Below are 12782 nucleotides of genomic sequence, written 5' to 3'. Positions count from 1 at the left end.
CCGGCTCGGCGCGACCCGGCTCGGTGCGGGCAGGCTCGGTGCGGCGGCGAGCGCGGCCACGATGGCTGCTCGCAGCGGTGCGGCCAGCGCCGCGGCGGCATCCGTGCGCCCGTTGTCTTTGTAGGCAGCGATCACGTGGCGGGCCACACCCTCGTAGGTGAGCGCCGACCAGATGCGCACGTCGTCGCGGGTGACCGGGTGCACGGCCGGGAGCAGCGCCAGCCGGCAGGCCGCGCACAGGGCACGATCAGCGGCTCCACAGCCGCTGCAGGAGGTGGGCAGCAGCGCCGCCCAGGCGTCCAGTGCCGCAGCGGTCAGGTGGTCACGCAGCCGGTGGCTCATGGCGCCAGTGTGCCCGATGCTGCGGCGCGGATGGGCGCGAGCGGGCGGGTGACGGACGGCCGCGCCCGGACGCCGCCGGTGGAGGAGTCGGCCGGCTTCAGCGCGCGCTCAGCGCCCGAGACCCTGCTGGGTGGCGAGCAGCGTCACGTCGTCGATGCGGGCCTGCCAGCCCGCTCCGCGTTGCACCTCGAGGCTACCGGTGTCGGTGAGGGCACGCAGGTCGCGCACCGAGTTGCTGCCGACGATGAACCGGCTGCTCGCGGGCGATTCCAGGGTGGAGCTGACGCCACCGAGCTGTTGCGTGACGATGCGGGACTCGCCGCTCGGCAGGGCACTGAGCGAGGCGACGGTCAATTCGTCGATCCAGGTCGCATCGAGGCCGATCCCTCCGCCTCCGGCCAGCAGTACCGGCGGTCCGATGCCGGTGGGAACCGACCCGGCACGAATGATCGACGCGACCACGAATCGGGTTTCGGATCCGGTGCCGAGCAGGGCGATCAGCCGGGAGCCGTCGCGGGAGATTTTCAGGGCGGTAATCGACGTCGCCTCCGGCCAGGGTGTTGGCAACACTGTCGCTTCCCCCGTTGGGCTGTAGACGACCAGCGCGCTCGGGTCATTCGACGGCACCGACCAGACGAAGCGGTCGTTGTCGATGGACGGCGCGAGCAGGCCCGAGCGAGAATCGAGCAGCTCGGGGTCGTCGCCGGCGCGCACGACGTAGACTCCGTCGGCGGCGAGAACCGCGGCTGTTCCCTGGCCGGACGAGAGCGTCACCGCGGTGGGGGCCAGCTGGGCGATGGTCGCCGACAGCCCGTCGAGCGGGGTGATGCTTTGCCCGGTCGCGGCGAGAAAGCCGAATTCACCGCCGCGCAAGACGAGCGCGCGGGCGTCGACGCGCGGGTCCACCGTGAGAGCCCCCGACTGCAGGTCGTCGATGGACTGGGAGTTCTGGTCGATCGTGATGTCAACGGACAGGCCAGCTGGCAGGCTGGCCACGAGCTGCGCCTTCATGCGCTGCAGGGTTTGCCGATCGGCGTTGAGCGCCTCGCTGTTCAGATCGACCATGGCCTGGCGCCCCACAACCTGTACCGCGTCAGCGGTGAGTTTGGACCCGGCCGGGAACGCCGTGGCGACCGCGCCATCCAGCCAGGCGCTCGGCCCGCCGAGCACGGCGTTGACCAGTTTGGTGGGGGCGGATGCTCCGCGCGGAAACCAGCGCAGGTCCGGCACCAGATAGCGAAACCCTGGGTCGTAAAAGTACACCGGCTGAGCGCTGAACACATCATTGAAGGTGTTTTCGTCAATGACGGTGCCGTTGGGGGCCGCACTAATGCGCCACTGGTCACCGACCTTCGCAAATTCGTAGCGCAACGGAACCGGGGTGGCGTCGACCTCGAGGTATTCGCCGGACACGTCCACCTCGGCGATCGGCGTGATGGCCACGAGCGTTGTGCCCTCGTCGACGACCGTCAGTGTGCGCCCGAAGCCATTGTCGACCGTGACTGCGACGGTGGGGTCCCAGACGGAACCGAACTGCGGAACGAGAAATTGGCGAGCGATATCGTAGTTGTTCTCCGGGCTCGAGGAAGCATCGATGAACCCGCGCAGAATGGAATCCGTTGATGCGTCCTTCTGCGGCAGCGCCGGGAGAAAAACCGGAGCCGGATTGGCGTCGGGGACGAGGTCCGTTCCGGCGTGCACCACTCCGTCGCGGGGAATGCCGGTGCAGCCGCCCAGGCCGACGGCCAGCGCGATAGCGACGAGCCCGGCCGGTACAACGCGGCCGACCCAGCCGCGCCACGGTGAATGGTGGTTATGCATGCGGGCCTCCGCCCAGAACGGGAACGTGCCCGGACTCGCCGAGCTGGTCCGTGGCGTCGGCGGGTGGCAGCGGAAGGGGCGAGGATTCGAGCAGGCCCTGGGCGGTGCGGGGCAGGGTCAGCCGAAAGCAGGAACCCTCGCCGGGACGGGACCAGACCTGCAGCCATCCGTTGTGCACGCTCGCGTCTTCCCGGGAGATCGCCAGCCCCAGGCCGGTGCCGCCGATCGTGCGCTGACGGGACGGGTCAGCGCGCCAGAACCGGTCGAAGACGTGCGCGACTTCGGCCTGGCTCATGCCCAGGCCGTAATCGCGCACGGCGAGCGCGACCGCCTTCGCGTCGCTGTCGACCGACACCACGACCGGTTTGCCCTCACCGTGCTCGATAGCGTTGCCGATGAGGTTGTGCAGCACCCGACGGATGCGTCGCGGATCGACGTCGGCGTTGAGGTACCCGCCCGGCGCCACCAGCCGTAGGTCGCTGCCCTTGGATTCGGCCAGGGATCGCAGGCTGTCGATGGCGTCCTCGGCGAGATAAACCAGGTTCGTCGGTTCGCTCTCCAGCTCAACAGAGCCGGCGTCGTAGCGGCTGATTTCGAGCAGGTCGCTCAGCAGCAGCTCAAACCGCTCCACCTGGGTGTGCAGCAGCTCGGCCGTGCGCCCGGTCGCCGGCGGAAAACTCGCCCGCTGGTCGTAGAGCACATCACCGGCCAAGCGGATGGTCGTCAGCGGCGTGCGTAGTTCGTGCGAGACATCCGAGACAAAACGTTGTTGCACCTCGGACAGGTCGGCGAGTTCACGAATCTGACTTTGCAGGCTGTCGGCCATTCCGTTGAATGAGCGCGCGAGCGTGGCGATGACGTCTTCGCCCTTCTCCGGGATGCGCACCATGAGGTCGCCGGAGGCCAGTTTCTGGCTGGTTTCGGCGGCGACCCGCAGCGGTGTGACGACGAAACGAACCACTATCCAGGTCACGGCCCCGATTAGCAGCACGAGGGCGACACCGGCGACGCCGAGCGTCTGCTGCACGAAGAGCAGCGTCGCTTCGGCGTCTTGCAGGCTGTACGCGATGTAGAGCTCGTAGCGGCCCGCGACCGGAACGGTGATCTGCGACCCCACGACGATGCCGGGGACGGTCGCGGTCTCGCCAGTCAGAGTGACCGATTGCCAGAATTGCTCACCGTTGTTGCCCTGGACCTGGGTGCGCAGGTCGGCGCCGATCACCCCGGTGGACTGCCCGAACGTCGAGGAGTCCTGCGGCGCAACGGTCGACGATTCCTGGCCGGGCACGCGAAGCACGGCGACCAGCCGGCTCGATGACGTCGTGGAGATGGAGGTTCGAGCGGAACTGAGCAGGTTCTGGACCTGAACCCGGTCCGTGGCATCCGAGGCATCAAACAGGCTCTGCGCGGCGCTCGTCGCCCGGTTGGAATCGAGCAGCACCTGGCTGAGCCGAGACTGAAACAGGTCATTGCCGATGCTGACCGACATATAAACGCCGACGACGAGGATGGCCAGCCCGGAGAAGGCGACCGAAATGGTCACCGTACGAAACTGCAGGGAGGATCGCCACGACGAACGCAGCAGACGCGGCCAGTTGCGCGGTCTGCTCCAATAGGTCAGTTGCGGCATGGGGAGCCCCACCGGTTCTGCTGTTGCCTGACGTTCACGGTGGGGCTAGCTGACGACACCGGCACGGTAGCCGACGCCGCGCACCGTCATGACAATTTTCGGATTGTCCGGGTCGTGCTCGACCTTGGCGCGCAGTCGTTGCACGTGCACGTTCACCAGCCGGGTGTCAGCCTTGTAGTGGTAACCCCAGACCTGCTCCAGCAGCATCTCCCGGGTGAACACCTGTTGCGGTTTGGAGGCGAGGGCCAGCAGCAGGTCGAATTCGAGCGGGGTGAGGTTGATCGAAGCGTCTCCGCGGGTGACTTCATGGCCGACCGCGTTCACGACGAGGTCGCCGATGTGCAGGCTGAGCGCACCGTCGACGGCTGGCGGACGCAGGCGGGTGCGGATGCGGGCGACGAGTTCCTTGGGATTGAACGGCTTGACCATGTAGTCGTCAGCACCGGATTCGAGCCCCTTGACCACATCAGTGGTGTCGGAGCGGGCCGTGAGCATGATGATGGGTACGCCGGATTCGGCCCGGATCAGGCGGCAGACCTCGATGCCGTCGAGGCCGGGCAGCATGAGGTCGAGCAGCACCAGGTCGGGCTTCTCGGTGCGAAAAATGTCGAGGGCGAGTGATCCGTCGGCGCAGTAGCCCGGGGTGAAGCCTTCGCCCTGCAAAACGATACCGATCATCTCGGACAGGGCGGTGTCGTCATCGACAACCAAAATGCGTGCGGTCATGGGTCTCTTTCCAGAACAAGGTCAGGTGTGTTCTGATGGTGCGCGGGGCAGATTGCCCGATGAGTAGGGCAAAGTCTGGCATAAGAGTAGCCGAGACCGCTGACAGAGTGGTCGCGCGGGCGTTTCTTCGAGCGACCTGTGCCAGCATGGAATGGTGACCGACCACTGGCAAGCCCCCGACTCCCCGGTTCCGCCCCAATACGGGGAGTTTGCCACGCCGACACCCTCCTACCAGGGCCCCCGTCCGGGGCAGGGCTGGGCGCCGCCGCCCAAGCCCGGGTTGATCCCGCTGCGACCGATCGGTCTCGGCACCCTGCTCGGGGCATCCTTTCAGGTGTTGCGTCGAAACCCCAAGGCGACGTTCGGCAGCGGTCTGATCATTCAGGCGGCCATCATGCTGGTCACCGTGCTGATTGTCGGCCTGGTCACGCTGTGGGCGTTCGACCGGATCGACAGCGCCCCGCTCGACCAGCAGGACGCCGTTGCGGCCGGCTCAGTGCTGACCGGCGTCCTCTCGGCCATTATTCCGCTGGCCCTGACCGTGATCGCCTCGGCACTGTTGCAGGCCATCATTGTGGTCGAGGTGGCCCGCGCGACCCTCGGCGAAAAGCAGCGACTCAGCGCTCTGTGGCGGCGAGCGGCGACCCGCCTCTGGCCACTGGCGCTCTGGACCCTCCTCATTACCGGCGCGCTGCTGCTCGGCGTCGCCGTGGTTGCCGGCATCGTGGTGCTGCTGATCGCCGTCGGCGGTGTCGCGGGCGTCGTCGCCGGGGTTCTGGTCGGCGTCTTTGGCGGGCTGCTGCTCGCTGCGGCGAGCTTCTACTTCTATACCAAGACCAGTGTGGTGCCGAGCCTGATCGTGCTCGAAAATTTGAGCGTGCGGGCATCCGTTATTCGGTCATGGTCGCTCACTCGCGGCTATTTCTGGCGCACGCTCGGCGTGCTGCTGCTGGTCACCCTGATCGTGCAGGTCATCAGCCAGGTCGTCAGCCTTCCCGTCTCGCTCGTACTCGGCTTCGGAACCGTGCTGGTCGACCCCAACGGTGCCTTTGCCCTCGAATCGTCGATCGTGACGGTCGTGGTCACCTTGATCGTTGTCATCCCCATTGCGGCCGTGGCCGCGGTCGTACAGTCGGCGGCCATCGCGCTGATTTACCTCGACCTGCGCATGCGCAAAGAGGGCCTCGATTTGGAACTCGCACGCTACGTGGAGTCGGCGGCGCAGGGCTTCGACGTGCCGGACCCCTATCTGGTCACCGGGCACCCGGCGCCATGACCGTGGCCGTGGTGCTGCTCATCGGCGCGGTCGGTGTCCCGGTTGATCCCGGCGCACCGGATGCCCGCAGCTGGTTGCGCGAGGAACTCGCCAAGGCACAGTACACCGCGGCCAGGCCGACCTGGTTCGATCGGGTCGCGCAGACTTTTCTGGACTGGCTGCAGTCGCTGACGTTGCCGTCCGGTGGCGGTGCCAACTGGCTGCCGGTACTCGCGACCCTGGTCGTGATCGCGGCGATCGTGGCCAGCTGGCTGGTGTTCGGGGCTCCGAAACTGGCTCTCCGGCGGCGGATCAGCAGCGAATTGTTCGGCGCCGTCGACCAGCGCAGCAGCGCCGAGATGCGTACGGCGGCCTCTCGAGCTGCCAGCGTGGGCGACTGGAGCCTCGCCTGTGAAGAGATTTTTCGCGCCGTGGCCCGCGGGCTCGCGGAGCGCACCGTGCTGACGGTCACCCCCGGCACGACCGCGCACGATTTCGCAGCGCGGGCCGGGCTGGCATTCCCCCAGTCCGGCGCTGCCCTCTCGAGCGCCGCTGACATTTTCGACCGCGTGCGCTACCTCGAGCAGGCCGGCACGGAGGCGGAGTATCGCGCCCTCACGGAGCTGGACGCCGAGCTCGGCGCGGCATCGCCCGCGCCGCTGACTGGAGTGCTGTGAGCGCGCCCGTGATCGTTGGTGAAACGGATGTCGCCACTCCGACCCTGCGCGCCCAGCTGCGCCGTTCCTCATTCTGGATCATCGCCGGCGCCGGCATCATCGTCGTCGCGATCGTCGCCGTGCTCGTGTCGGGCGGCGCCAACGTCGCCGGCCGCGCGCTGGCCGGGGACAACCCCGCTCCGGCCGGTTCGATGGCCCTGGTCGAGGTGCTGCGCCAGCAGGGCGTCACCGTGACACTGGCCGATTCCCTGGCCGAGGTGCGAAGCCTGGCCGAAACGGATTCAACCGTTCTGCTCTACGACGAAAACAGCTATCTGGTCGATTCCCAGCTGGCCCAGCTGACCCGGCTGGCCGCGCGCACCGTTGTCGTGGCGCCGGACTTTCTCACCCTGCAGTCGCTCGCTCCGACCGTCGGTTTCGGCGGGGTGTCCGGCGCGGAATCGCTCGTCGCCGACTGCGCCCTACCGGCCGCGAACCGCGCCGAAGAGCTGATTCCCGGCGGCGACACGCTGTCCCTTCCGGCCGATTCCCTGCTGATGGGCTGTTTTCCGAGCGGCGACAACACATTCTCGATGGTCGCCAACGACCGAACCACACTGGTCGCCGACCTGCGGGTGTTCAACAACGAGAACGTGGCCGGCTACGGCAACGCGGCGCTGGCCCTCGGCCTGCTCGGCCAGAGTGACTCCCTGATCTGGTACCTGCCGACGCTCGCCGACCTGCCCCGCACCGGGCCGCCCTCGCTCGCCGCGCTGACGCCCGGCTGGGTGACCCCGGTGCTGCTGCTGCTCGGGCTGACCGCCGTGGCCGCCGCGTTCTGGCGGGGACGGCGATTTGGGCCGCTCGTGGCCGAGAACCTGCCGGTCACGGTGAAAGCGAGCGAGACCATGGAGGGTCGCGCCCGGCTCTATGCCCGCGGCAATGCCCGGCTGCGCGCCCTCGATGCGCTCCGAATCGGGGCGGTGCAGCGACTCGCCAGCACCGTCGGGCTCGGGCGTCTCGCCCAGCTGGAGGAGATCATGCTCGCCGTTGCCGAGATCACCGGGCGCACCCCGGCCGAGGTACGCAGTGTACTGGTCGAGGCTGTTCCCACCAGCGATGCCCAACTTCTGGCATTGTCGGACGCGCTGCAGGCTCTGGAACGCGCGGCCAGCAGGGCCGTCGCTGCGGGAGTGGCGGCATCCGTTTCACAACAGTCTTTAACCGATCCAGCCGAAAGAATGGAACCATGACGATTCCCACCACGCCTACCCAACTTCCGGTCGCCGATGAGGCAGCAGCCCTGCGCGCGTCGCTCAACCGGGTGCGCGCCGAGGTCGGCAAGGCCGTCGTCGGCCAGGACGGCGCGGTGACCGGGCTGATCATCGCCCTGCTCGCCCGCGGCCATGTGCTGCTCGAGGGCGTGCCGGGGGTGGCCAAGACGCTGCTCGTGCGCACGCTCAGCCAGGCGCTGAGCCTCGATACCAAGCGCATCCAGTTCACGCCCGACCTGATGCCGGGCGATGTGACCGGGTCGCTCATCTATGACGCACGGGCCGGCGAGTTCGAGTTTCGGCGGGGGCCGGTGTTCACCAACATCATGCTCGCCGACGAAATCAACCGCACGCCGCCGAAGACCCAGTCGGCACTGCTCGAAGCGATGGAGGAACGTCAGGTCAGCGTCGACGGCGAGTCACTGGGGCTGCCGGAGCCGTTCATCGTGGCGGCGACCATGAACCCGATCGAGTACGAGGGCACGTACACGCTGCCCGAGGCCCAGCTCGACCGGTTTCTGCTCAAACTCGTGCTCGACGTGCCGCAGCGCACCGAGGAGATCGAGGTGCTGCGGCGCCACGCGGCCGGATTCAACCCGCGCGATCTGGCCGGTGCCGGCGTCACGGCGGTGCTGGGTGCGGCGGAACTCGCGGCGGCGCAGGCTGCGATTTCTCGGGTCGGTTCGAGCGCGGATGTGCTCGCCTACCTCGTCGACCTGGCCCGCGCCACGCGCGTGAGCCCCTCGGTCAAACTCGGCGTGAGCCCGCGCGGAACGACCGCGTTGCTCGCGGCGGCCAAGGCGTGGGCCTGGCTGAGCGGGTATGACGCGATCACGCCCGATCACGTGCAGGCGATGGTGTTGCCGGTCTGGCGGCACCGCGTGCAGCTTCGACCCGAGGCCGAACTCGAGGGCGTCTCGGTCGATGCGATACTGCGCGGCGTGCTGCAGCAGGTTCAGGTTCCGATCTAACGATGACGATCAGCGGACGGTTCGTTGCACTCGTCGCTCTCGGCGTGGTGCCCATCGTGCTGCTCGGAAACACGGCGCCGGTCGCTTTCGGGCTGCTTTCAGCCTGGCTGCTGCTGGTGATCGTGCTCGGCGGCATCGACCTCGCTCTCGCCGCCTCGCCGCGCGCACTGACCGTCGAACGGATGCTGCCCGCCCGCGTACGACTCGGCGAATCGGTCACGAGCGGGCTCTACCTCAGCAATTCCGGCCGTCGACGCCTGGTCGGCGTGGTGCGCGACGCCTGGCAACCGTCGGCGGGTGCCAGCACCAACCGCACCCCGATCGAAATTCCGCCGGGAGAACGGCGCCTCGTCTCGCTCGTGCTCACGCCCTTTCGCCGGGGCGAACGTCGAACACTGGAGGTGACGGTGCGGTCCCGCGGCCCGCTGGGTCTCTGGAACCGTCAGGTGACCCTGAACGCGCCCGGGCACATCCGGGTCCTACCGCCGTTTCACGCTCGCAAACACCTGCCGTCCCGCATCACCCGACTGAAGGAGCTCGACGGGCGTACCAGCGTGATGGTGCGCGGGCCGGGCACCGAATTCGACAGTCTGCGTGAATACGTGCGCGGTGACGACGTGCGCTCGATCGACTGGCGCGCCACCGCCCGGCGGAACGATGTGATGGTGCGCACCTGGCGGCCGGAACGGGATCGCCGCGTGGTCATTGTGCTCGACACCGGCCGCACCTCGGCGGCCCGGGTGAGCGACGAACCACGGCTGGACACCGCGTTCGAGGCCGCGCTGCTGCTCGCCGCCCTCGCCTCGGTCGCTGGCGACCGGGTGGACTTTCTCGCCTTCGACCGGCGGGTGCGCGGTCGGGTGCAGGGCGCCAGCGGGGCCGCGCTGCTGGCGCAGATGGTCGATTCCATGGCCCTGATCGACCCGGAACTGATCGAAATGGATTGGGCGGCCGTTCCCGGCCAGGTGCGCTCGATCACGAGCCAGCATGCCCTGATCGTGCTGCTGACCTCGATCGACGCTGCCGGCGCCTCGACCGGGCTGCTCTCGGTGCTGCCCCAGCTGACCAAACGGCACACGGTTGTGGTGGCATCCGTTCTCGACCCGGTCACCGTTCTCGCGGCCGGTGAGCGCGGAGGCCGCGACGAGATTTACCGGGCTGCGGCAGCTGAGCGGGCCCTGCTCGACGTGGCCCGCGTATCGGCCGCGATCCGTCAGCTGGGCGCGGATGTCGTCACCGACTCCCCCGCGCAGCTTCCGCCGGCCCTGGCCGACCGGTACATCGCGCTGAAGGCCGCCGGGCGGCTCTAACTCAGGCGCTGTAGATTCGGGTGCTTCCGGCTTCGAATTCGCCGAGGTCACCGGTCTCGCCGGCCCGGAAGGCACGGCCACCGACGACGATCATGTACGCCAGAAAGGCACCCAGAGCGACCGCTCCGATGCCGATCTTGACCGGCCACGGCCACGGCTGCGAGGTGACGAAGCCCTCAATAATGCCGGACACCAGCAGCACGAAAACCAGACCAATCGCCACCGTGAACAGCGCCCGCCCGTCTTCGGCGAGGGCTTGCCCGCGGGTGCGTGCGCCGGGAGCGATCCAGGCCCAGAAGATCAGTAGCCCACCGGCCGCCGCCACAAAAATCGCGGTGAGCTCAAGCAGACCGTGCGGAGCGATATACAGAAAGAACACGTCACCCTTGTCATAGGCGAACATGACGGCCGCCGTGGTCCCGAGGTTCATCGCGTTCTGCAGAATAATGAACGGCACGTACACTCCGACGATGCCAAAAGCGATGCACTGCGCAGCGATCCAGGCGTTGTTGGTCCAGACCAACCCGGTAAAGGATGCCGCCGGGTTCGCCGAGTAATATCCCACGAAATCCTCATTCGCGATCTGGGCGAGTTGGGCATCCGTTCCCAGGTTGGCCAGCACCTGCGGATCGTTGAACGCCCACACGGCGTAAAGCGCGGCGACCGCGAACGTCACGACGGCAACGGCGAGGGTGAGCCAGCGCAGCCGGTACAAGGCCGCGGGAAGCTGAGCCAGGAAGAACCGGGGAATCTGCGCCAAAACATTGGCACTCACGCCGGTGAACCTCAGCCGCGCCCGCGACAGACCGACCGACAGCCGATCCCCCTCGAGGGTCGACCCGGCGGTGGACTTGATGGCGGAGAGTTGCGTGGCTCCACCCTGATACCGCTCGATCAGCTCGTCCGCCTGGGCACCGGTCAGACGCCGACTGGCCCCGAGCTCGGTCAGGCGGTCCCAGTCTGCGCGATGCGCTGCCGTGTATGCGTCAAGATCCATCTGGTTCAATAGTAGACATGAAGGAGACCGCGCGTCCGTCTGATCGTGCCGAACATGACGACTTGGCGCGCGATGACGAGCTCGTGACCGGCGAGGCGGTGGCGCTCGACGTGCGGCCGGCCAGCGTCATTCTGCGCGCTGCCGGCTCAATCATCGACACGATCGCCTACGCAGCCCTGTACTTGCTCATTCTGCTGGCTTTCTTCGTGGCCTTCGGGGACAGCGCCGACCCGGCGCTCACCCAGGCGGTCGTGATCGCCGCACTGGTCTTCTCTATTCTGGTCGTGCCAGTGCTGGTCGAAACTCTCACACAGGGCCGTTCGCTCGGCAAACTCGCCATTGGCGCCCGCATTGTGCGCGACGACGGCGGAGCGATCTCACTGCGGCACGCCTTCATCCGTTCCCTCACCGGCGTGCTTGAGATTGTGATGACCGTCGGCGGACTGGCCGCAACCGTGGCCCTCCTCAATGGCCGCTCCAAGCGACTCGGCGACCTGCTCGCCGGCACCTACAGCCAGCACGAGCGCGTGCCGCGCAACCGCGAGGTCGTGCGACCGCTCCCCTCAGAACTCCTGGTCTGGTCCCAGACCGTCGACATCGCCCGGCTGCCCGACCGCCTGTCCCGCCGCGTCGCCCAATACCTGCGCCAGTCTCCACACCTCACTCCGCTCACGCGCGAGCGCCTGGCTCAATCCCTGGCCGCCGAGGTCACTCCGTTCGTCTCGCCATTGCCTGGAACTTCCGCCGAGGACCTTCTCGCTGGAGTCGCCGCAGTGCGCCGCGAACGCGAGTACACCGCGCTCATACTCGAACGTGAGCGTCTCGCCCGCCTGGCCCCGGTCTTGACCGGCCTCCCCCACGGCTTCCCCAACCGCTAGAGAACCACAGTGGCTGGTTTTCGCAGACCGCCTCGCGTTGGTCGATGGCGGTTTCGACAAGCTCGACCAACGGATGAGTGCGAGCGGGAACATGCTCGCTGCGACTTGACACACGTGGGCGGCGCGTCGGGAATGGAAACCTCGCTGCGTTGAACGCACTACTGGGGGCTCCAGGTGTTCCTGGCCGAACCGGTATTCGGCACGGCGATGCCACCGATTCTTTATGTCTATATCAACGGCGCCGTGATCATCGGAGCGGGGGCCGCGAAGCTCCTCGCACTGGTCATGGCCATGCCAGCCGCAGACGAGTGGATCGGCGAGAAGGTCGCCATCCTCGCGCCGATTGGGCGCGTCGCAGCTGGATAAGCGCAGGAGACCCGCATCAGCGAACAGCGACGGGCCACCCGCGTAGACGACTAGTCCCGGCAACGCACGTTAACGCAAAAGGGCCACCCTGGGGTGGCTCNAGGGCCACCCTGGGGTGGCTCGTTAACGCAAAAAGGCCACCCTTTCGGGTGGCCTTTTTGTTTGTTTCTAAGTTAAGTCCGGCGGTGTCTTACTCTCCCACAGGGTCCCCCCTGCAGTACCATCAGCGCTGAGAGTCTTAGCTTCCGGGTTCGGAATGTGACCGGGCGTTTCCCTCTCGCTATAGCCGCCGAAACATCTTGTGATGAATCACACCGAAGTGTGATCGTCAAGTCGTTTCGAACAATTATCGCTTCGCCACCCAAACACTCTGAGTGAACTATTCAATTATGTTACGTATTCCAATACTCTACAGTACTGGTGCTCTCAAAAGAGCGGTTGTTCTCGACCGTACATCGAGAACCACATAGTGGACGCTAAAGCAGCTTCTTCAAACTGAGTGTTATCAAATTATCGGCTTATTAGTACCGGTCAGCTCCATGGGTCTTTAGTCCCC

The 12782-nt window shown here is 67.0% G+C and carries 11 protein-coding genes, 1 rRNA gene and 1 pseudogene; 7 read left to right on the top strand and 6 right to left on the bottom strand.

Annotation, left to right across the window (positions count from 1 at the left end):
* The 4 genes and pseudogenes from E3T46_RS00075 to mtrA all read right to left on the bottom strand — a co-directional run.
* A pseudogene (locus tag E3T46_RS00075) lies at positions 1–342 on the bottom strand (hypothetical protein); the annotation flags it as partial.
* 108 nt (positions 343–450) lie between these two features.
* Positions 451–2163, bottom strand: a complete 1713-nt coding sequence (locus E3T46_RS00070) for an LpqB family beta-propeller domain-containing protein (protein ID WP_134576982.1) — start codon at positions 2161–2163, stop codon at positions 451–453.
* Complete coding sequence (gene mtrB, locus E3T46_RS00065) at positions 2156–3793, bottom strand: MtrAB system histidine kinase MtrB (protein ID WP_134472172.1); 1638 nt, start codon at positions 3791–3793, stop codon at positions 2156–2158. The genes E3T46_RS00070 and mtrB overlap by 8 nt, the downstream gene beginning before the upstream one ends.
* Before the next feature lie 45 nt (positions 3794–3838).
* Entirely contained in the window at positions 3839–4519 is a 681-nt protein-coding gene (gene mtrA, locus E3T46_RS00060; protein WP_134441789.1) for an MtrAB system response regulator MtrA, read from the bottom strand.
* Between the two features lie 154 nt (positions 4520–4673).
* On the opposite strand from mtrA, the gene E3T46_RS17700 reads away from it, so the two are divergent.
* From E3T46_RS17700 to E3T46_RS00040, 5 genes are read left to right on the top strand one after another with little or no spacing between them, the layout of a single operon-like run.
* Positions 4674–5795 carry a hypothetical protein gene (locus E3T46_RS17700; protein ID WP_166790131.1) on the top strand — a complete coding sequence of 374 codons (1122 nt, stop codon included), beginning with the start codon at positions 4674–4676 and terminating at the stop codon, positions 5793–5795.
* Positions 5792–6451 (top strand): DUF4129 domain-containing protein, encoded by a 660-nt coding sequence (locus E3T46_RS17695; protein WP_166790130.1) that lies wholly within the window; start codon positions 5792–5794, stop codon positions 6449–6451. Before E3T46_RS17700 ends, E3T46_RS17695 begins: the two co-directional genes overlap by 4 nt.
* Complete coding sequence (locus E3T46_RS00050; protein WP_134576980.1) at positions 6448–7683, top strand: DUF4350 domain-containing protein; 1236 nt, start codon at positions 6448–6450, stop codon at positions 7681–7683. Before E3T46_RS17695 ends, E3T46_RS00050 begins: the two co-directional genes overlap by 4 nt.
* Positions 7680–8675: a MoxR family ATPase gene (locus E3T46_RS00045; RefSeq protein ID WP_134576979.1), complete on the top strand. Its 996-nt coding sequence runs from the start codon at positions 7680–7682 to the stop codon at positions 8673–8675. Before E3T46_RS00050 ends, E3T46_RS00045 begins: the two co-directional genes overlap by 4 nt.
* A 2-nt stretch (positions 8676–8677) precedes the next feature.
* Entirely contained in the window at positions 8678–9985 is a 1308-nt protein-coding gene (locus E3T46_RS00040; protein WP_134441794.1) for a DUF58 domain-containing protein, read from the top strand.
* Position 9986: 1 nt separating this feature from the next.
* Here E3T46_RS00040 and E3T46_RS00035 read toward each other — a convergent pair whose 3' ends face one another.
* Positions 9987–10982, bottom strand: coding sequence for a stage II sporulation protein M (locus E3T46_RS00035; RefSeq protein ID WP_134576978.1), 996 nt, complete (start codon positions 10980–10982; stop codon positions 9987–9989).
* A gap of 17 nt (positions 10983–10999) precedes the next feature.
* Between E3T46_RS00035 and E3T46_RS00030 the strand changes: the two genes are divergently transcribed.
* Positions 11000–11860, top strand: a complete 861-nt coding sequence (locus E3T46_RS00030) for an RDD family protein (protein WP_134576977.1) — start codon at positions 11000–11002, stop codon at positions 11858–11860.
* A gap of 174 nt (positions 11861–12034) precedes the next feature.
* Positions 12035–12226: a hypothetical protein gene (locus tag E3T46_RS00025; protein ID WP_134576976.1), complete on the top strand. Its 192-nt coding sequence runs from the start codon at positions 12035–12037 to the stop codon at positions 12224–12226.
* A gap of 177 nt (positions 12227–12403) precedes the next feature.
* Here E3T46_RS00025 and rrf read toward each other — a convergent pair.
* Positions 12404–12520: ribosomal RNA gene (gene rrf, locus E3T46_RS00020) — 5S ribosomal RNA — on the bottom strand.
* Positions 12521–12782: the final 262 nt, after the last annotated feature.

Source organism: Cryobacterium sp. Hh11 (genome assembly GCF_004404045.1).
GTDB classification, from domain to species: domain Bacteria; phylum Actinomycetota; class Actinomycetes; order Actinomycetales; family Microbacteriaceae; genus Cryobacterium; species Cryobacterium levicorallinum.
Note: the sequence above shows the minus strand (reverse complement) of the source record. Positions and strands in the feature narration are given on the sequence as shown.

Excerpts from the sequence above, each read along its gene's own strand:
- mtrA (WP_134441789.1), bottom strand. The coding sequence starts at position 4,519 with ATGACCGCACGCATTTTGGTTGTCGATGACGACACCGCCCTGTCCGAG.
- E3T46_RS00035 (WP_134576978.1), bottom strand. The coding sequence starts at position 10,982 with ATGGATCTTGACGCATACACGGCAGCGCATCGCGCAGACTGGGACCGC.
- mtrB (WP_134472172.1), bottom strand. The coding sequence starts at position 3,793 with ATGCCGCAACTGACCTATTGGAGCAGACCGCGCAACTGGCCGCGTCTG.
- E3T46_RS17695 (WP_166790130.1), top strand. The coding sequence starts at position 5,792 with ATGACCGTGGCCGTGGTGCTGCTCATCGGCGCGGTCGGTGTCCCGGTT.
- E3T46_RS00070 (WP_134576982.1), bottom strand. The coding sequence starts at position 2,163 with ATGCATAACCACCATTCACCGTGGCGCGGCTGGGTCGGCCGCGTTGTA.
- E3T46_RS00040 (WP_134441794.1), top strand. The coding sequence starts at position 8,678 with ATGACGATCAGCGGACGGTTCGTTGCACTCGTCGCTCTCGGCGTGGTG.
- E3T46_RS00030 (WP_134576977.1), top strand. The coding sequence starts at position 11,000 with ATGAAGGAGACCGCGCGTCCGTCTGATCGTGCCGAACATGACGACTTG.
- E3T46_RS00045 (WP_134576979.1), top strand. The coding sequence starts at position 7,680 with ATGACGATTCCCACCACGCCTACCCAACTTCCGGTCGCCGATGAGGCA.